Below are 17,523 nucleotides of genomic sequence, written 5' to 3'. Positions count from 1 at the left end.
GCAAAAGGAGGGCAACGGACTTCTCTCCCCCATACGGGGCAAAAAGCAAGGCTGGGGAGGCTCGCCTCCCCAGACCCCTCGTCCCCTCGGGGCCCCAGGATTGGAGGGGTCTGGGGAGGCGAGCCTCCCCAGCCTTCCCTCTTCCCCTTCCCTACCCCGCCAACCGCAAAGCCGGCGCCGGAACCGCCCGCTGCGCGGCGCCGGAATAGGCGCTCAAGGGCCGGATCAAGGCGTTGGCCTCGGCCTGCTCGATGATGTGGGCCGTCCACCCGGTGATGCGGCTCATGACGAAAATGGGCGTGAACAGGGGAATATCGAAGCCCATCAGGTAGTAGGCGGGGCCGGTGGGGAAATCGAGGTTGGGGTGGATGCCCTTTTCCTCCAGCATAGCGCGCTCTAGGGCCTCGCTGATTTCCACCCACTTCTGGCCGTGGCGGCGCTCGGCCATGGCGAGGAAGGCCTGCTTCATGGTCGGAACACGGGAATCGCCGTGCTTGTAGACCCGATGACCGAAGCCCATGATCTTGCGCTTTTCGGCCAGGGCTTGGCGCAGCCAGCCGTCGGCGCGGCCGGGGTCGCCGACTTCGAGCATCATGTGCATGACCGCCTCGTTGGCCCCGCCGTGGAGCGAGCCCTTGAGGGCGCCGATGGCGGCGGTAACGGCGCTGTACATATCCGACAAGGTGGAGGTGACAACCCGGGCGGTGAAGGTCGAGGCGTTGAAGCTGTGCTCGGCGTAGAGGATCAGCGAGATCTCAAAGCACCGCAGCACCTCGGGCTCGGGGACCACGCCGAAGCACATATGAAAGAAGTTGGCGGCGAAGCCGAGACGGGGGTTGGGGGGGATGGGATCTTCGCCCCGACGCCGGCGCAGATCGAGCGCGACCACCGTGGGCAGCTTGGCGAGGAGGTCGAGGGCCTTGGTGTGGGCCAGGGTTGGGTCGGGGTTTTCGGCCTCGGGGTCCTCGGCGCCGAGCAGGCTGACCGCCGTGCGCAGGGTGTCCATGGGGTGGCAGGTGTCGGGCAGGCGCGACAGCAGGGCGATTTGGCTGCGGCTGAGGCTGCGGCGGGCCCGCTCGCGCTCCATAAAGCGCCGCAGTTCATCGGCATTGGGCAGTTCGCCGTGCCAGATGAGGAAGGCGACTTCCTCGAACGAGCAACTGGCGGCCAGATCCTGAACCGGGTAGCCCCGGTAGGTCAGGGAATTGGTCTCCTCCATCACTTTCGAGATCGCGGTGGTGTCCACCACCACGCCGGCCAGTCCTTTTCGGATCTCGGGAAGGTGTGCCGTCATTGTATTCTCCCTGTTTTTTTACTGGGAAGAGGAAGGCTGGGGAGGCTCGCCTCCCCAGACCCCTCCTTTCCTTTGGGGTCATGGAACCAACGAAACGAGGGGTCTGGGGAGGCCGCGCCTCCCCAGCCTTGCCTTATCCAAAAAACGGCTCTCTACACCTTGAAATTGAAAACATTCTCGTCAAAGACGCCATATTCCTCGTAGGCCAGGAGCCGGTAGAGGTCCTTGCGGTGCTGCATGGCGTCGAGCAAGCTCTCTTGGGTTCCCGCCGCCTTCACGGTGGCGAGACCAGCGGTGACGGCGCCCATGGCGAGGCGCAAAGTGGTGACCGGGTAGATCACCACATTGACCCCGAGGTTGCGCAGGGTGTCGGCCGGCAGCAGCCGGGACTTGCCGAACTCGGTCATGTTGATGAGCAACGGCGCCGACACGGCACGACGGAACGCCTCGATCTCGCGTTCGTCGGCGAGAGCCTCGGCAAAAATCAGGTCGGCGCCGGCATCCACGTAGGCCTGGGCGCGGGCGATGGCGCCGTCTAGCCCCTCCAGCGCGCGGGCATCGGTGCGGGCGCACAGCACGAAGTCGGGATCGCGCCGGGCCGAGACGGCGGCCTTGAGGCGGCGCACCATCTCGCTGGTCGGGACCACGGCCTTGTTATCAAGATGGCCGCAGCGCTTGGGGTTGACCTGATCTTCCAGGTGGCAGCCGGCCAGCCCCAGGTCCTCTAGCACCTGAACGCAGCGCGCCGCGTTCATCGGCTCGCCGAAGCCGGTGTCGGCGTCGATCAGGGCCGGGAGGTTGGTCACCCGGGCGATCTGGTGGCCGCGCTGGGCGACTTCGGTCAAGGTGGTGAGGCCGATGTCGGGGAGACCAAGGTCAGCGGCCAACACCGCCCCCGAGATGTACACTCCCTCGAACCCCTGGGCCTCGATCTCTCGGGCCACCAGGGGCGAGAAGGCCCCGGGCAGGCGCAGCAGGTTTCCGGAGGCAAGGCCGGCCCGCAGACGCCGGCGCCGGTCTTGAACAGACGTGCGCGCGTGCAGCATCAGAACAGCCCCCGCCCCGGCGCCGCGCCCAACTGGGCGGGATCGACGCATACGGTGAGGCCGCCGAGGTCGCCGGGCTCCAGCGCGGTGATCTGCTGCGCCGCCGCCAGGAAGCGCTCTTGCTCGGAAGGCGCCACAATGCCCTCGGCCAGGGTGCGGAACTTGGCGATGTACTGCGCACGGGCAAAGGGACGAGCGCCCAGGGGATGGGCATCGGCCACCGCGATTTCGTCTTCCAGCACCCGGCCATCGGCCAACGTCACCACGACCCGCCCGCCGAAGGCCTTTTCCGCCGGATCGGTGGCGTGGTAGCGCCGGGTCCACGCGGGATCCTCGAGGGTGGTGATCTTGTGCCACAGGCGCACGGTGTCGGGCCGGGCGGCGCGCTCGGGGGCATAGGAGCGCTCGTGATGCCAGCCGCCGTCCTGCAAAGCCACGGCAAAGATGTACATGATCGAGTGGTCCAGGGTCTCGCGGCTGGCCCGAGGGTCCAGCTTTTGCGGGTCGTTGGCTCCGGTGCCGATCACGTAATGGGTGTGGTGACTGGTGTGGATGACGATGGACTGGACCTGCTCGAAATCGCCGACCCGGGGCCCCAGGCGCCGCGCCAGATCAATCAGGGCTTGGCTCTGGTACTCGGCCGAGTGCTCCTTGGTGTAGGTTTCCAAGATAGCGCGCTTGGGCTCGCCCGGCGCCGGCAGCGGCACGGTGTAGACAGCGCCGGGGCCATCAAGCATCCAGGCCAGCACGCCGTCTTCGCCTTCGTAAATCGGGTTGGGGGAGCCTTCGCCACGCAGGGCCCGGTCCACGGCCTCGATGGCCATTTTGCCGGCAAACGCCGGGGCATAGGCCTTCCAGCTTGAGATCTCGCCCTTGCGCGACTGGCGCGTGGTGGTGGTCACGTGCAGGGCCTGACCGATGGCCTGGAAGGTCACAGCCGGATCCAGCCCCAGCAGGCTGCCAATCCCCGCCGCCGCCGAGGGGCCAAGGTGGGCGATGTGGTCGATCTTGTGCTTATGCAGGCAAATGCCCTTCACCAGATTGACCTGGATCTCGTAGGCCGTGGCCAACCCGCGCACGAGGTCGTTGCCCGAGCGGCCGCAATGCTGGGCCACCGCGAGCACCGGCGGGATGTTATCACCGGGGTGGGAGTAGTCGGCGGCCAAAAAGGTATCGTGGTAGTCCAGTTCACGCACCGCCACCCCATTGGCCCAGGCGGCCCAGGCCGGCGTCACCCGGGTGGACGAAGGCAAACCGAAGACCGTAGCCCCCGGCGCGGTACGATGCGCAACCGCCTGCGCCCGGGCGTTGATCACCGGGCGGCGGGCCAGCGACGCCACGGCGACGGCGGCATTGTCGATCACCCGATTGATGATCATTTCCACCACCTCGGGCTCCACCGGGGTGGGATCGGCGGCGACCTCGGCCATCTTCCAAGCCAGTTGCTGGTCGCGCGGCAGGCCTTCCTCCGAGCGAACGGGGCGAACAGTGTGCAAAATCATGAGGCTTCCCTGAAGCGAGGGGACAAAAAGGGAGACGGGGCGGCTCAGGCCACCGGGACCGGATGGCCCTCGGCATCCACCGCGACCATGATGAAGCGCCCCTGGATGGCCAGGATCCGCTCGCCGGTTGTCAGGGTTTCCGCCAGCATCTCGACCGAGACGGTCAGGGAACTGCGGCCGATCCGCTCGACCCGGGCCACCAGTTCAATGAGCTGGCCCACCTTGACCGGAACGCGGAAATCCACCCGCTCCGAAGCGGCCATAACCACCGGTTGGCGCGCCACCCGGGTGGCGGCGATAAAGGCCGCTCGCCCCATGAGGTTGAGGGCGGTTCCGCCAAACAAGGTTCCGTAATGATTGGCCTGTTCGGGGAAGACCATTTCCACAAAGCGGCTTTCCGATGCGCTCATCGCCTGTCCTTCCTGTTGTGTAAGGACACGATACGCTTTCGGCGAACTGCTAAAAGGACTGAAAAGGCAAAGGGATGGTTGTGAATTAAGGGGAATTTGCGAAGGATGCGAAGGGACAAACCAAAAAATAAGGCTGGGGAGGCGAGCCTCCCCAGACCGCTGGGCTATTTTAGCCGCCGGCTATCCAAATCTTCCACCGGTGCCAAGCCCCAAAGGGGTCAGGCGGCCCGGTCCGCGTCGAGCGGCAAGCCCTGGTGCAGAAGATCGACCAACGCTTGACGCTGGGTCTGGAAGGTCACGGTGGGATACAAGGACCGGCGCACGCGCGGACGCGGCAAGTCGATGGCGAACACCCCCTTGATGGTCCCCGGGCGGGTCCCCATCACCACCACCGTGGTCGCCAGCAGCAAGGCTTCCTCAACATCGTGGGTCACGAAGAACACCGTCTTGCGCTGGGGCTCTTCCTGGCCTTCGCCTTGCCACAGCTCCAGCAACTGATCTTGCAACACGGTGCGGGTCACCGCGTCCAGGGCGCCGAAGGGCTCGTCCATCAGCAGGACCGGGGCATCTTGCGCCAGGGCGCGGGCGATGGCGGCCCGTTGGCGCATGCCGCCCGACAACTGGGCCGGCATTTTGTCGAACGCGTCCTCCAAATGAACCCGCGCCAGATGGGCGCGGGCCGTTTCGTGGTGGAAGGCGCGCGAGCGGTCGGGAAAGGCCTGACGCACGGCCATCAAGACGTTCTCCCCGGCACTCAGCCAAGGGAACAGCGAATAGTCCTGAAAGACCACCGCCCGATCGAGGCCCGGCCCCTTGATCGGACGACCATCGACCAAGATACGGCCGCGATCCGGGCGCTCCAGACCGGCCAGCAAGCGCAACAAGGTGCTTTTGCCGCAGCCCGAGGGGCCGAGCAGACACACGAACTCGCCCGGACGCGCCGCGAGATGAATGTCGCGCAGCACCGTTTGGGCCCCGTGGGCAAAGCTGACCCCCTCAACGCGCACACTGAGCATGACCGCCTCCTCTCTCACCGGTGCCAGCGCAGCAAGCGACGTTCCAGGCGCTCGGTGCCCCAGGTCACGACACTCACCACCAGGGCAATGAACAAGATGCCAACGATCACCCGGTGATAGTCGGCGAAATCCGCAAAGTTGTTGACGTACCAGCCAATCCCTGAACTGCCGCCAATCACCTCGGCCGCCGTCAGCATCAGGAACGAAAAGCACAAGGCCAAGGTGGCGCCGGTGCAGATCGACGGTAAGGTGGCCGGGAGGATGACCCGCAGCAGCAAGGGAACCGGCCGCAAGGTCAATACACGCGCGGCATCAATCACCGGGCCGGGAATATGAGCAACACCGCGTAGGGTATTGATAAACAGCGGCCAGAACGCGCCAACGAATACCACCAAAATAGCCGCCAGCTTGAACGATGGCAGGAAATGGATGGCGTAGGGGATGTACACCACCGGGGGAATGGTCCCCAGGACCTTGGTGAAAGGGTGCACAGCGCGAAACAAGCGGCGGTTCCAGCCGACGATCAGGCCCAAGGGGATGGCGGTGACCAGGGCGAGGCCAACCCCCAGGCCCAGGCGGGCCAAGGATCCCCATAAGCCGGCCGTCATGTCGGGCAGTTCGGCGACGAAGAGGGCCAAGATGACCTCGGGCGCCGGGATGAGCAGCGGATCGACCAGCCCGGCCCACGCCGTGACGCCGTGCCAAGCCAGCAGCAGCACGAATAACACCACCCCAACATCGCCGGCCGCCACCCGGATCTCGGGACGCCGCGCCGTCAGCCCGGCCGCCAGCACACCCGCGTCGATAAGGGTGATGAGGGTCAAAACCCGCCAAGGCGGCGCCTCCGCCGTGGGCCACATCAACGCGGCCACTCCGGCCAGGAACACCGCATGCGGAAAGGTCGGGAGGGTTTTCCCCTCCCGCACCACCCAGCGCCAGCCGCGCCAAGTCAGACCTTGCTCCAAGACTCCGCTCATCGCTATCCCCGTTCCGTGTTGTTGGCGCTGAAGTAGGCCTGCATCTCGGCCCACACGGGGTCTTGCGGCGCTGTGGCGGTAACGGCATCCAAGGCGGTCTTGTAGACGCTGGTATTGATGTGGTCGCCGACCGGATAACCCTTGTTGGCCACGAAATCAGCATCGACCATGGCCTGCCAGAACTCCAGCGTGCCCTTGCGCAAGGGGTCGGGGTTGGAATCGAAGACTTTGCGCGTGTAGGTGTCCTTGCGAATCACGTCTTCGTCAATTTTAAGGGCGTCGGTGAAGATGCGCACCGTCTCGTCCGGGTTGGTGCGATAGAAGCGGTAGGCCTGGATCAGGGCGGTGAGGAAACGGCCGTACTCGTCCGGGCGCTGCTGGAAATCGGCGGTGTTAGCGGTCAGGCGGCAGCAGGTGTAATTCGGGTGGAAGTCGGCAATGAAGTGGGCTACCGCCAGCCCCCGCTTTTCGGCCAGCGAGAAGTGGGGGGAGAACACGATGCCCGCGTCCACCTCCCCTTTCAAAACCGCCTCGACCACCGTGCCGGGCGAGGGAAACTCCAGGCGGGTGAAGTCCTGGCGGGGGTCGAGGCCGGCCTTTTTCAGGGCGAGGCGGAACACCACGTCGCCCGTGGACAAGCGCACCAGCGCCACCTTTTTCCCCCGGTAGTTCTCCAGGGATTTCAGTTCTTCCAGCCGCTCGGGGCGGGTGATGATGGCTTGGCCGCCGATCATCATGCCGCCGAAGATGGTGAAGGGCACCCCTTGCGAGATGTAAAGGAGCGGCGCGGCCGAGCCAAAGGTGCCGATGTCGAGTTGCCCGGCCTTGAGGGCGATCACCCCCTCGCCCGCCGACTTGAACTGGGAAAGCTCGACGTCCAGCCCTTGGTCGCGAAAGTAGCCCTTCTCCTTGGCCAGGAAGTGCAGGCCGTGCGCCGGCTCGGCAATGAAGCCGACGCGAAAGCGGCCAGACTCCGCCGCCCGGGCCGGGGTGGCCAGGGCGCTGGGCAAGGAGGCGGCGAGCAGGCCGGCGGCAACTCCCTTGAGCAGGCTGCGCCGGTCCAAGCTGAGATCGCAGCCGATGCCCCGCAGGCCTTTCGCCCGGGTTTCTTCAAGATGGTGAAGGGCAAAGTCAACGCCGCAATCGCACATGACACACCTCTTGCGCTGGGAAGCTACCGGGGCCGAATTAAATTAATCAGTCCATGGATTTTGTGGATATTACGCTTTAAGCCCGAGGTCAAGGGCGTGGTGCCTTAGAAAAATTAATGCGTGGGCAGAGGGTGGCTTAAACGAGGAGCGGGGGGTAAGGGGACAAAAAAAGAAGGCTGGGGAGGCAGGCCTCCCCAGGCCCCTCATCGCAAGAAGGGAGGGGGTTAAAGGGTGCGCAGGCGGGATTCATCAAGCAGGCGGGCGCTGTAGGTGCCCACGGTGTAAAGACAAGCCACGGGATTGTGGCCCAGCACCCGGTCCTTGACGACCAAGGTGGTGGTGGGCGCCTCGGCGTGGCGGCAAAACAGGGCATCATGGCCGACGCACAGGCCCATGATGATGTTTAGCCCCGTGTTTTCCCGATTGAGCAGGCGTGCTTGCAAGACCGGATTGCAACAGGCCTCGAAGCCCCCCTGCTTGATCTTAAGCGTCTCGGGGATCCCGATCTCGGTCTTGTCAACCGAGCCCACCTTGCACAGGGCGGCCACAGTTTCAAAGCCCGCCAACTTGATGATACGCACCAAAACCCGGGTTTCCTCGATCAACCCCAAGCAACTGGCGATGCCGATGCGCGTCACGCCCAAGCGCCGGGCAAAGGCCACGGTTTCTTCGACCCGGGTGAGCTTACCATAATACGCCCCTTCCACTTCCGCCGCCGCGCGGGCCAGCCGTCCATCGGGTCCATCACTACTGTACAGATCCACCAAGTCTTCACGCTCGTGTGGATCCAAGCTCTCGGTCGGACAAAAGCCGGGATAGCGTTTGTCGTGGCGATGGCAGTGCAATTGGCGGCAATCGGCGCAACTGAGCCCCTGACCCGCCCCCTCATCGTCATACGTCATCGTGTTCTCCTTGTCGTCGGTGGTCCATGCCCCAGGGACCAAGCGCATGCTTGGCACAGCCGCCCCGCTCGTTCCATTAAAAATTTTTAGCCCATAGCTTTTATAGGATGATATAACGGCCAAGACACTTCCGAGACGAGGACACCATGAACTCTTCCCCCTTCCCCCTCCTCACGGTGGAGAGCCGGAACACCTTCGGTGACACGACCCCGGTCCGTGTGCGAGCCCCCCTCCACCTGGAACTGGCCGCACGCGCCTTCCTGCCGGCCCTCGACGACCCCCGGCGCGATTGGGTGGCCAGCATCGCGGTCCCGGCGTTTCGCCTGCTGCGCGCGCGCCGGGGTGCGGAGCACTGCCGCTCTTTCTGCGCGCTGGGCACCGGCGCGGGTCTCGATGCCTTGGCGGCGATCGAGATCCTGGGGGCCGAAACGCTTGGCCTCACCGATCTGTTCGACGATGTGGTCCGCGCCGCCGTCGGCAACGTTGAGCGCAACACCCGGCCCGAGCATCCGCTGCGGGTGGTGGCGGGGGCGGGGGATCTCCTGGCGCCGCTGCGCGACCGGCCGGAGCGCTACGACATTATTTTTGAAAACCTCCCCAACCTTCCCCTGGTCGAGGGGATGCGCCTGGAGGACGGCCGCAACAGCGCCGCCTTCGTGCCGCCCCGCCCCGAACCGGTCCCGGGGTTTGTGCAAAACGCCCTGCTCGTCTTGCACTTTCTCGCCCTGATCCAGGCGGGCCCGCTGCTCAGTCCCTCGGGCGCGTTTGTCGCCACCTTGGGGGCCCGCATGCCCTTGTCCACCGTTTTGGCGATGGCGGAGGCGGCCGGGTACACGGCGGATTTCCTGACTTACGGCTGGAAGCTCCAAACCGACCCCGAGGATCTGGTCGGTGCCTACGCCGCGTGGGAGCGCCAGGGCCTGGGCCCCTTCCACTTCTACCCAGCCCGGGTTTTGGAGACGATCTTTGACGGCGTGGATCCGGCCGATGCCGGAACCAACGCCTTGGCCTTCGAACGCAAGCTTCAGCCCCACCGCCTCAGCGCGGCGGCAGCCCGTGACCTCGTGCGCCACGGCGAGCCCCTCGGCCACACCGTGGCGGTCCTGCACGCGAGGCGGCCATGACCCCGCGCGACGCCGTCTTGCTGCGCCAGCTTCTGGCCCTGCTGTGGCGCCATCTGCGGGCCGGCCGGGGGCGGGGCGACGCGGTGGCGGCGGAGATCCAGCGGATCGAGGCCGGACTGGACCATGTCGGGAACTCTCCCCGGCCGTGGCCCCAGTCCCCCTCCCCTCTCGGTCCGATCCTGGATGCCGCCTTGGCCGACGTCGGCGATCCCGATCTGGCGGGGGTGCTTCGGATTATCGGCCCGCACCTGCCCTGGCGCTACGGCTATGCCCCGCGTTCCGATGCGCCGGGCCTGGAAAACCGCATGGGCTGGGCCGAACTGGTCGGCCCCGAGGCCCCGTTCCTCAGTTCGTCCATCTGCCTGGGCCTGACCGTGATCGGGCCCAACACCCACTACCTGCCCCATCGTCACCCGGCGGTCGAGGTGTACCTGGTGCTGGCTGGGCACGCGCTCTGGTGGGGGGAGGGCCTCACCACCGAGCCCCCACCAGGCGCCTTTATCCTTCATCCGTCCCAGGCGGTGCACGCCATGCGCACAGGGACCGAGCCCTTGCTGGCTCTGTACACCTGGAGCGGGGACATCCAATCCCCCTCGGTTTGGGCCGAGTCCCCGGCCTGATCCCCTTTGGTCCTCTCTGGCCTGGAGCGTGCCATGTCCCGCCCTCACCTTGAAACCCTGGCCCTGCACGGCGGCGTCTTTCGTGCTGACCCGGCCACCCTGGCGGTCACGCCGCCGGTCTACCAGACCACCTCCTACCAGTTTCGCGACACCGACCACGCCACCCGGCTGTTTGCCCTCAAGGAGGTGGGCTATACCTACACCCGCACCATCAATCCCACCCGAGAGTTCCTGGAACGGCGGGTAAGCGCCGTCGAGGGCGCTAAGGCGGCCCTGGCTGTCGCCACCGGGGCGGCCGCCCTCCTCAACGCCGTCCTCACCCTGGCCGGTCGAGGGGACTCGGTGGTGGTGTCGCGCGATCTCGGCACCGGACCTCATGCCTGCCTGCCCGGCACCTTAGAGCGCTTCGGCCTGCATGTGCGCTGGGCGGACCCAAGTGATCCCGCCAGTTTCGCCCGCCTAAGCGACGCCTCCACCCGGGCCTGGGTGGCCGAAAGCCTGAGCCTGCCCCGGCTTGAGCTCTTTCCCGTGCGCGCTGTGGCCGCCCAGGCCGAGGGCATCCCGGTGATCATCGACAACACCTTTCTGCCGCTCACCGTCAGGCCGGGTGACGACGGGGCCGCCGTGGTGGTCTATTCGGCCGCTGAGGTCCTGAGCGGCTCGGACACCACAGCCGGAGGGCTGTTACTCGACACCGGCGCCCTCGCCTGGGAAGCCCGGCCCGAGCGCGTGCCGGCGCTCAACACCCCCGACCCGTCCTACCACGGCGCGGTGTGGACCGATGTGGTGCGCCCCTGGCAGGCCTCGCCCTACACCGCCCGGGCGCGGGGCAATCCCTTGCGCGATCTTGGGGCGGCGATCAGCCCCCTGGCCGCCTTCCAGCTTTTGCAAGGGGTGGAAACCCTACCGCTACGGGTTCCGGCCCAGGCAGCGACCGCCGCATACCTCGCCGAGGCCCTGGAGGGCCACCCGGCCTTGACCGGAGTTCGACGCACTCCGGGCGCTTTGGTGGGCCTGGATTTTGCCACGAAAACGCAGGCTCAGGCTTTTCTCGCAGCGCTGACCCTGATCCAGGCTCGCCCCACCCTAGGCGGCGCCCGCAGCGCGGCATGTCTCTTTGCCCTGCCGGCGCCGCGGGTGGTGGTTCTGGTCGGCCTGGAGCATGCCGACGACGTGGCCGGCGATCTTCTTCAGGCGTTGAAGACCGTGTGATCAAGGCTGGGGAGGCGCGGCCTCCCCAGGCCCCTCGGTCCTTCTTGGTGGTCAAAGGCGGCGCAATGCCTGTTCCACGTCGGCGATTAGATCTTGAGGATGTTCCAGGCCGACATGCAGGCGGATCACGGCGCCCGGGGCCCGGTCCCAACAGCCATGCTCCGCCAGCCGTTCGGGCGCGGCTTCCAAGGCAAGGCTTTCATAGCCGCCCCACGAGGCCCCCAGCCCAAACAACGCCAAGGCATCAATCACCCGCGCCCCGGCCGAGGGATCGGGGGAACGCAGCGCAAAAGACACCAACCCGGACGCTCCCGTGAAATCACGGCGCCACACGGCATGGCCCGGGTCGGACGGCAAGGCCGGATAATAAACCCGGGCGACCGCCGGATGACCGGCCAGGGCCTCGGCGACCTGGAGGGCATTGGCGAAATGGCGGGTTAGGCGCACCTCCAAGGTCCGCACCCCCCGCAGCACCAAATAGGCATCGTCGGCGCCGACCGACAGCCCCAGGGCATCATAGGCCGCCTGGATCCGCTGCCCCAACGCCGGGGAGTCTACGGTGACCACCCCTTGCATGACATCCGAGTGTCCGGCCAAGTATTTGGTCGCGGCCTGCACGCTCAGATGGGCACCCAGGGACAAGGGACGATAAAACAGTCCCCCGCTCCAGGTATTGTCCACAGCCACGATCAGGCCAAGGGCCCGGGCTTCCTGGGCCAGGGCCGGCAGATCAATCACCTCAAACAACAAGGAACTCGGGGATTCCAGATAAACCAGCCGCGTGTTGGGCCGCACAAGCTGGGCCAGGGGCTCACGGCCCGGGCGAAAGTAGTCCACCGTGATGCCAAAGCGCTGCAACAGGGCCTTGTCCGTGCGCCGAACCGGAGCATAGACGTTATCGGCGACCAGCGCGTGGTCTCCCGCCGACAAGAGCCCGAGAAACACCATGACGATCGCCGAAAGGCCGGACGGCGCGAGAAAGCTCTCGTGCCCCCCTTCCAGCGCGCAGACTGCCGCCTCCAGGGCGCGGTGGGTCTCGGTGCCATGACGGCCGTAGGTGGCGACCCGCTCTCCGGCCGCCCGGCGATGATGCTGGGCGGCATAGGTCTCGGTATCGGGAAAGCGTACCGTGCTGGTGCGCACGACCGGAACATTGACCGGACCGACAGCCGGGGCACCAGTATGGATCAAGGTGGTCTGAAGATGGGGGAGTCAAAACGCGAAGAGTCCGTCATGCCAAGCGCTCCCCCTCCCCGGTGGGGGCAAAGACAAGCGGCGGCCGGGGCGCCGCCTGCCCCACCCCCCGGCGTAAAAAGACCCGGGTTCGTTCGCACCGAGGATCGGTGAACAACCGCTCCGGAGGACCAGATTCCACGATGCGGCCGCCCTCGGTGAAATAGACCTGATCGCTGACTTCGCGGGCAAACGCCATTTCATGGGTGACGAGGACACAGGTCATGCCGTCCTCCACCAGTTCCCGGATCACCCCCAGGACCTCGCCCACCGTCTCGGGATCCAGGGCCGAGGTCACCTCGTCGAACAAGATCAGGTCCGGGCGCATGGCCAAGGCGCGGGCAATAGCGACGCGTTGTTGCTGGCCGCCGGACAACTGGCCGGGATAGGCATTTTCCTTGTCTTCCAGATGCACCTTGGCCAGCAGAGCGCGCGCCCGGGCCCGCGCCTCCTGCCGGCTGATCCCCACCGCATGGACAGGGGCCAAAATCAGGTTCTCCAAAACACTGAGGTGGGGAAACAGGTTGTACTGCTGAAACACGAACCCAACCCGCTTGCGCAGGGCGATCAGGTCGGCCTCGGCCTTCAGGGACTGGACGTCAAAACCGTCAACCAGGATCTCGCCGCGTTGGGGCCGCAACAGCCCCGTGATGCAGCGCAAGATTGATGACTTACCCGATCCCGACGGACCAATCACCGACACCGCCTGTCCACGAAAGACCTCCATCGTGATGCCGCGCAGCACCTCGGTGTCGCCAAAGGACAAATGGACATTGTGCAAGGAAACCAGGGGGGTTTCAGGAGACAGCGCCTCCACCGGCTCAGGCATGCTCATGGCGGCGCTCCAGGTATCGTGTCACTCGTGAGAGGGGGTAGCAGTAGACAAAAAAGATCAGCAGCAAGACGACGTAAGACATGATGATGCAATCGACGCGCTGCACCGTGTGGCTAGCCTGGGTTGCGACCTGGACCACATCGTGCACCCCCACCAGCGACGCCAGAGACGTGCCCATGGTGATGCTGGCATAGAGGTTCATCCACGAGGGCAGCATGCGTCCCACGCACTGCGGCAAGATGACCAGACGGAACACCTGGGCACGACTGAGGGCCAGGGAACGAGCCGCCTCGCCCTGCGCGCTGGGAATGGACTGGATGGCGCCGCGAAAGATCTCGGCAACGTTGGCACTGGCCGGCAAGGCCAAGCCCAAGGCTGCCTTGACCCAGTCGGGAAAGGGAAAGCGCCAAGCCCCCAGCACGATCTCGAACGGGAACACATAGGTGGTAAAAAAGATCAGCACCAACAAAGGCGCGTTGCGAAAGCTCAACACATACCACCGGGCAAGCAGGCGGACACCACGCCCCGGAGAAAGGGACAAGACCCCGATCACCAACCCCAAAACGGTGCCCAGGGCCATGGCGACCACACTGATTTGAATGTTGGTCCCCATGCCCAGGGCCAGGGCCGGAGCCCATTTCCAAACAAAGGCCACCGCCACCGGGGTGGTGTCGGTCACCCACCACCCCAGGGACAGCAGTCCCAGGCCCAGGAACAGGGCCAGCCAGGGATCGCGTAGCGACACCGGCGGCCCCCCGGAGCGCCAGCCCCGGATCGCCAGATCAATGGCCATAACCGTGCATCCTCAAACGGGTTTCCAACCAGCGGCCCGCCATGCTGACCATCCAGGTCAGGAGGCCGAAATAGAGAAGAAGAAGGATCATCAACTCCAAAACCGTGTCGCGGTGGGACCAGATCATGATGGCCTCATAGGTCACGTCCCCCACCGCAATGGCCGAGGCCAGCGCGGTCATCTTGACGAGATCGACGGTGTTGTTGACCAAGGCCGGCAAGGCAAAGCGCAGCGCCAGGGGAAAGCGCACACGGGTCAGAACCTGAAACCGGGAAAGCCCCAGGGAGCGCGCCGCCTCCAGGGTAACGGTGGGCACGGCCTGCAAGCCGGCCCGCAGGGCCTCGGCGTGAAAGACCCCCTTGTGCAGAGAGATCACGATCACCACCCACGAAAACGGTCCAATCAGATGGCTGAACGCCGGGGCCGTCTCGCGGATCAGCATGTTGACCACAAAAAAAGCGATGTAGATCTGCACCAAGGTGGGCGTATTGCGGGTGAGTTCGACCAACGCCCGCGCCGCCCCCGCCAGCGCCGGGTGGCCACTGACAAGAAAGGCGGCCAAGATCCCTCCCACCCCCAAACTGAGCGGCAAGGAGGCAAGGCAGAGCTGCACGGTGACCCCCAGGCCGCGCACGAAAGCGGCCCGGTCGTTGACATCAAGCACAAAGGCGTAATTGAGGCCCACGGTCTTGAGCAGGGCCACGAGATCGCTCAACACAGCGTCGCTCATGCAAGATCCTCCTCGGGCAATAGGGACGCCACGGCTGCGGCGATCCGCGCCAGGGCCTCGTCCAAGGTGGCGTCGTCGGTGGCAAACGACAGACGCAACGCCGGAGACTGGCCATGGGCGGCGCCCGCCACCACCGCCACCCCGTGGCCTTCCAGCAGCCAGTCGGCGACGTCCTGGTCGGTGTCCAGCCTCCGGCCTTCAGGGGTACGCCGGCCCAACAGCCCCGTCACATCGACCCACGAGAAAAAGCCGCCCTGCGGAGCGACGGCCACGAGGCCGGCCTGCCCCGCCAGCCCTGCGGCCACCCGAGCGGCGCGGCGGGCATAGACGGCCCGGGCCTCGTCCACGAAGACGTCGGCGGCCGGATCAAGGGCGGCCAGCGCCGCCGCCTGGCCCACGGCGCTGGGACCGGACGACACCTGGGATTGGACGGCTTCCATCGCGGCGATCAAGGGGGCTGGCCCCACGCCCCAGCCAATGCGCCACCCGGTCATGGCATGGCTTTTCGAGACGCCGTCGATGATCAAGGTGCGGGGCCGGAGATCCGGGGCTTGGCGCAGCCAGGGACAGGACGGGCCCGGCTGGAAGCGGATCCGGCCATAGATCTGATCCCAAAGCACCAAAACCCCGGGATGGGCGCGCAGCACCCGGGCCAGGGCGTCGATCTCCTCGTCGTCGTAGAGCGCCCCGGTCGGATTGCCTGGGGAATTGAGCACCAGCCATTTCGTGCGGGGCGAGAGGGCCGCCGCCAGGAGGTCCGGGGTCAGCTTGAAGCCCGTGGCCCGAGTGGTTTCAACGATCACCGGCGTGGCACCGTTGATCCGGGCGCTGGCCGGAAAGGTCGGCCAGTACGGCGCCGGGATCACCACCGCGTCCCCCTCGTCCACGGTCGCAGCAAACGCGGTGTAGATCGCCTGCTTGGCGCCGTTGGAGATCAGGACCTCGTCGTGACCGACGGCAAGACCGGTATCCTCTGCCACTCTCGCCGCCACCGCGTGGCGGAGGGCCAGGGTGCCGGCTGTTGGGGTATATTTGGTCGCCCCGGCGGCCAGGGCGCGCCGCGCCGCCTCCTTGATCGGCTCGGGCGTATCAAAATCGGGCTCGCCGGTGGTCAGGCTCAGGATGCGGCGGCCGCTCTGGGCCAAGTGCGCGGCCTTTTGGCTGGCCTGGGCAATGGGCGACAAGGTCGCACCGCGCGCGCGTCGCGCCAGCCGCTCGGGAAACAAGGCGGTCATGGCAGGACCTTTCCGGGATTCATGAGGGACAGAGGGTCGAGCGCCTGCTTGAGGCGGCTCATGAGGCTCAGTTCCAGCGCGCTCTTGTAGCGGGGCAACTGATCACGCTTGCGCTGGCCGATGCCATGCTCGGCGCTGATCGAGCCTTGGTGGGCGTGAACCATGTCGTGGATCAGCTGATGGATCGCCTCGGCCTGCGCCACCAACCGGTCGATCGACTGGGCTGGATCGTGGGCGACGTTGTAGTGCAGGTTGCCGTCCCCGAGATGACCAAACACCAAGGGCCGTACCGCCCCGAACTGGGCACGCAACGCTGCGGCGCTCGCGCTCATGAACGCCGGGATCCGCGACAGCGGCAGGGAAACGTCGTGCTTGAGGGTGCGCCCCTGACGCGCCATGGCCGCTCCCAGCCCGTGCTCGCGCAGACGCCACAAGGCCTGTTCCTGGGCCAGATCCTGGGCCACGACCGCGTCCACCACCAAGCCGGCGTCGAGAGCCGCCGCTGTCACCTCCTCCAGCACCGCCCGCGCCCCCTCTTTGGGGGTGGTGCTGGAAACCTCCAACAGAGCGAACCAGGGAACGCCACCCCCCAGGGGCGGCAGGCGCTCCTCGGGGGCGTGGCGGCTCACCAGATCAAGCAGCGGGCGGCTGATGATCTCAAAGGCGCTGGGCCCCCCGTCCACATGAAGACGGGCCTGAGCAAGAAAGGCGACGGCCGCTTCCAAGGAGGGCAGGCTGACAAAGGCCAGGGCACGCGACGCCGGACGCGGAAACAGCTTCAAGGTCGCGGCGGTAATCACACCCAAGGTGCCCTCGCTGCCGATGTAAAGATCGCGCAGGCGATAGCCGGTATTGTCCTTGCGCAACCCCCGCAAGCCATCCCAGATCTCGCCTTCGGCCGTCACCACCTCCAGGCCCAAGGCAAGATCGCGCGCCGTGCCATAACGCAGGACCTGGAGTCCTCCGGCGTTGGTGGCCAAGGTCCCGCCGATGGTGCAACTCCCCTCCGACCCCAAGCTGAGGGGAAAGAGGCGTCCGGCCGCCTCGGCCGCCGCCTGAACCTGGGCGACAACGCAGCCGGCCTCGACGGTCAGGGTATCGTTGTCGGGATCAATGGCCCGGATCCGGTTGAGTCTCCCCAACGACAGCACCACCGCCCGACCGCTCGCATCGGGAGTGGCGGCGCCCACCAACCCGGTGTTACCGCCCTGGGGCACGATGGGAACACGAGCGTCTCGGCACAGCCTGACCACGGCCGCGACCTCCCCGGAATCGGCCGGCCGCACCACCGCCAGGGCGCGTCCCTGAAACAGACCCAACGGATCAATCAACGCGGGCGCCGCCTCGGCTCCGGTCAGAACGTGCGACGGCCCCAGCGTTTCTTGCAGAGCCTCTAACAACTCGGTCATCTCAAAACCTCCCAGGACCTCTCCCCCAAGGAAC

At 66.2% G+C, this 17,523-nt stretch carries 17 protein-coding genes; 3 read left to right on the top strand and 14 right to left on the bottom strand.

The genetic code is table 11. The annotated features are described in order from the left end of the window. Positions 1 to 151: 151 nt before the first annotated feature. The 8 genes from RSPPHO_RS10715 to RSPPHO_RS10680 all read right to left on the bottom strand — a co-directional run bounded on the left by RSPPHO_RS10715 (position 152) and on the right by RSPPHO_RS10680 (position 8,298). Positions 152 to 1,294, bottom strand: a complete 1,143-nt coding sequence (locus RSPPHO_RS10715; protein WP_014415266.1) for a bifunctional 2-methylcitrate synthase/citrate synthase — start codon at positions 1,292 to 1,294, stop codon at positions 152 to 154. A 152-nt stretch (positions 1,295 to 1,446) separates the two neighbouring features. After that, positions 1,447 to 2,340 (bottom strand): methylisocitrate lyase, encoded by an 894-nt coding sequence (prpB, locus tag RSPPHO_RS10710; protein WP_041795103.1) that lies wholly within the window; start codon positions 2,338 to 2,340, stop codon positions 1,447 to 1,449. Then, positions 2,340 to 3,842 (bottom strand): MmgE/PrpD family protein, encoded by a 1,503-nt coding sequence (locus RSPPHO_RS10705; protein ID WP_014415264.1) that lies wholly within the window; start codon positions 3,840 to 3,842, stop codon positions 2,340 to 2,342. Before RSPPHO_RS10705 ends, prpB begins: the two co-directional genes overlap by 1 nt. Positions 3,843 to 3,886: 44 nt before the next feature. Then, positions 3,887 to 4,252 carry an acyl-CoA thioesterase gene (locus RSPPHO_RS10700; protein WP_014415263.1) on the bottom strand — a complete coding sequence of 122 codons (366 nt, stop codon included), beginning with the start codon at positions 4,250 to 4,252 and terminating at the stop codon, positions 3,887 to 3,889. A 218-nt stretch (positions 4,253 to 4,470) separates the two neighbouring features. After that, positions 4,471 to 5,268 (bottom strand): ABC transporter ATP-binding protein, encoded by a 798-nt coding sequence (locus RSPPHO_RS10695; RefSeq protein WP_051013826.1) that lies wholly within the window; start codon positions 5,266 to 5,268, stop codon positions 4,471 to 4,473. 14 nt (positions 5,269 to 5,282) lie between these two features. Further along, positions 5,283 to 6,245: an ABC transporter permease gene (locus tag RSPPHO_RS10690; RefSeq protein WP_197535600.1), complete on the bottom strand. Its 963-nt coding sequence runs from the start codon at positions 6,243 to 6,245 to the stop codon at positions 5,283 to 5,285. A 2-nt stretch (positions 6,246 to 6,247) separates the two neighbouring features. Next, positions 6,248 to 7,396 (bottom strand): ABC transporter substrate-binding protein, encoded by a 1,149-nt coding sequence (locus tag RSPPHO_RS10685; RefSeq protein ID WP_014415260.1) that lies wholly within the window; start codon positions 7,394 to 7,396, stop codon positions 6,248 to 6,250. Between the two features lie 224 nt (positions 7,397 to 7,620). Further along, positions 7,621 to 8,298 (bottom strand): DUF1847 domain-containing protein, encoded by a 678-nt coding sequence (locus tag RSPPHO_RS10680; protein WP_041795100.1) that lies wholly within the window; start codon positions 8,296 to 8,298, stop codon positions 7,621 to 7,623. 146 nt (positions 8,299 to 8,444) lie between these two features. Here RSPPHO_RS10680 and RSPPHO_RS10675 point away from each other — a divergent pair, with 146 nt between their 5' ends. From RSPPHO_RS10675 to RSPPHO_RS10665, 3 genes are read left to right on the top strand one after another with little or no spacing between them, the layout of a single operon-like run. Then, on the top strand, positions 8,445 to 9,422 hold the full coding sequence (locus tag RSPPHO_RS10675; protein WP_014415258.1) for a class I SAM-dependent methyltransferase: 978 nt from the start codon (positions 8,445 to 8,447) through the stop codon (positions 9,420 to 9,422). Beyond that, positions 9,419 to 10,042: a dimethylsulfonioproprionate lyase family protein gene (locus RSPPHO_RS10670; protein WP_014415257.1), complete on the top strand. Its 624-nt coding sequence runs from the start codon at positions 9,419 to 9,421 to the stop codon at positions 10,040 to 10,042. Before RSPPHO_RS10675 ends, RSPPHO_RS10670 begins: the two co-directional genes overlap by 4 nt. 33 nt (positions 10,043 to 10,075) lie before the next feature. Beyond that, a complete protein-coding gene (locus tag RSPPHO_RS10665; RefSeq protein WP_041795094.1) occupies positions 10,076 to 11,254 on the top strand; it encodes a PLP-dependent transferase in 1,179 nt (392 codons plus the stop codon). A 51-nt stretch (positions 11,255 to 11,305) separates the two neighbouring features. On the opposite strand, the gene metC is transcribed toward RSPPHO_RS10665, so the two are convergent. From metC to RSPPHO_RS10635, 6 genes are read right to left on the bottom strand one after another with little or no spacing between them, the layout of a single operon-like run. Beyond that, a complete protein-coding gene (gene metC, locus RSPPHO_RS10660; RefSeq protein ID WP_014415255.1) occupies positions 11,306 to 12,445 on the bottom strand; it encodes a cystathionine beta-lyase in 1,140 nt (379 codons plus the stop codon). A 40-nt stretch (positions 12,446 to 12,485) separates the two neighbouring features. After that, positions 12,486 to 13,322 (bottom strand): amino acid ABC transporter ATP-binding protein, encoded by an 837-nt coding sequence (locus RSPPHO_RS10655; protein WP_014415254.1) that lies wholly within the window; start codon positions 13,320 to 13,322, stop codon positions 12,486 to 12,488. Further along, on the bottom strand, positions 13,309 to 14,115 hold the full coding sequence (locus tag RSPPHO_RS10650; protein ID WP_014415253.1) for an amino acid ABC transporter permease: 807 nt from the start codon (positions 14,113 to 14,115) through the stop codon (positions 13,309 to 13,311). The genes RSPPHO_RS10655 and RSPPHO_RS10650 overlap by 14 nt, the downstream gene beginning before the upstream one ends. Then, positions 14,105 to 14,845, bottom strand: a complete 741-nt coding sequence (locus RSPPHO_RS10645; RefSeq protein WP_014415252.1) for an amino acid ABC transporter permease — start codon at positions 14,843 to 14,845, stop codon at positions 14,105 to 14,107. The genes RSPPHO_RS10650 and RSPPHO_RS10645 overlap by 11 nt, the downstream gene beginning before the upstream one ends. Beyond that, complete coding sequence (locus RSPPHO_RS10640) at positions 14,842 to 16,080, bottom strand: aminotransferase class I/II-fold pyridoxal phosphate-dependent enzyme (RefSeq protein ID WP_014415251.1); 1,239 nt, start codon at positions 16,078 to 16,080, stop codon at positions 14,842 to 14,844. Before RSPPHO_RS10640 ends, RSPPHO_RS10645 begins: the two co-directional genes overlap by 4 nt. After that, positions 16,077 to 17,489 (bottom strand): FAD-binding oxidoreductase, encoded by a 1,413-nt coding sequence (locus RSPPHO_RS10635; protein WP_041795091.1) that lies wholly within the window; start codon positions 17,487 to 17,489, stop codon positions 16,077 to 16,079. The genes RSPPHO_RS10640 and RSPPHO_RS10635 overlap by 4 nt, the downstream gene beginning before the upstream one ends. Positions 17,490 to 17,523: the final 34 nt, after the last annotated feature.

Source organism: Pararhodospirillum photometricum DSM 122 (assembly GCF_000284415.1).
In the GTDB taxonomy this organism is placed as follows: domain Bacteria; phylum Pseudomonadota; class Alphaproteobacteria; order Rhodospirillales; family Rhodospirillaceae; genus Pararhodospirillum; species Pararhodospirillum photometricum.
Note: the sequence above shows the minus strand (reverse complement) of the source record. Positions and strands in the feature narration are given on the sequence as shown.

Bases quoted from the DNA above. Each gene is read 5' to 3' on its own strand.
- RSPPHO_RS10715 (WP_014415266.1), bottom strand. From the start codon at position 1,294: ATGACGGCACACCTTCCCGAGATCCGAAAAGGACTGGCCGGCGTGGTG.
- RSPPHO_RS10650 (WP_014415253.1), bottom strand. From the start codon at position 14,115: ATGGCCATTGATCTGGCGATCCGGGGCTGGCGCTCCGGGGGGCCGCCG.
- RSPPHO_RS10700 (WP_014415263.1), bottom strand. From the start codon at position 4,252: ATGAGCGCATCGGAAAGCCGCTTTGTGGAAATGGTCTTCCCCGAACAG.
- RSPPHO_RS10655 (WP_014415254.1), bottom strand. From the start codon at position 13,322: ATGAGCATGCCTGAGCCGGTGGAGGCGCTGTCTCCTGAAACCCCCCTG.
- RSPPHO_RS10640 (WP_014415251.1), bottom strand. From the start codon at position 16,080: ATGACCGCCTTGTTTCCCGAGCGGCTGGCGCGACGCGCGCGCGGTGCG.
- RSPPHO_RS10645 (WP_014415252.1), bottom strand. From the start codon at position 14,845: ATGAGCGACGCTGTGTTGAGCGATCTCGTGGCCCTGCTCAAGACCGTG.
- RSPPHO_RS10675 (WP_014415258.1), top strand. From the start codon at position 8,445: ATGAACTCTTCCCCCTTCCCCCTCCTCACGGTGGAGAGCCGGAACACC.
- prpB (WP_041795103.1), bottom strand. From the start codon at position 2,340: ATGCTGCACGCGCGCACGTCTGTTCAAGACCGGCGCCGGCGTCTGCGG.
- RSPPHO_RS10680 (WP_041795100.1), bottom strand. From the start codon at position 8,298: ATGACGTATGACGATGAGGGGGCGGGTCAGGGGCTCAGTTGCGCCGAT.
- RSPPHO_RS10665 (WP_041795094.1), top strand. From the start codon at position 10,076: ATGTCCCGCCCTCACCTTGAAACCCTGGCCCTGCACGGCGGCGTCTTT.
- RSPPHO_RS10635 (WP_041795091.1), bottom strand. From the start codon at position 17,489: ATGACCGAGTTGTTAGAGGCTCTGCAAGAAACGCTGGGGCCGTCGCAC.
- RSPPHO_RS10670 (WP_014415257.1), top strand. From the start codon at position 9,419: ATGACCCCGCGCGACGCCGTCTTGCTGCGCCAGCTTCTGGCCCTGCTG.
- RSPPHO_RS10690 (WP_197535600.1), bottom strand. From the start codon at position 6,245: ATGAGCGGAGTCTTGGAGCAAGGTCTGACTTGGCGCGGCTGGCGCTGG.
- RSPPHO_RS10705 (WP_014415264.1), bottom strand. From the start codon at position 3,842: ATGATTTTGCACACTGTTCGCCCCGTTCGCTCGGAGGAAGGCCTGCCG.
- RSPPHO_RS10695 (WP_051013826.1), bottom strand. From the start codon at position 5,268: ATGCTCAGTGTGCGCGTTGAGGGGGTCAGCTTTGCCCACGGGGCCCAA.
- RSPPHO_RS10685 (WP_014415260.1), bottom strand. From the start codon at position 7,396: ATGTGCGATTGCGGCGTTGACTTTGCCCTTCACCATCTTGAAGAAACC.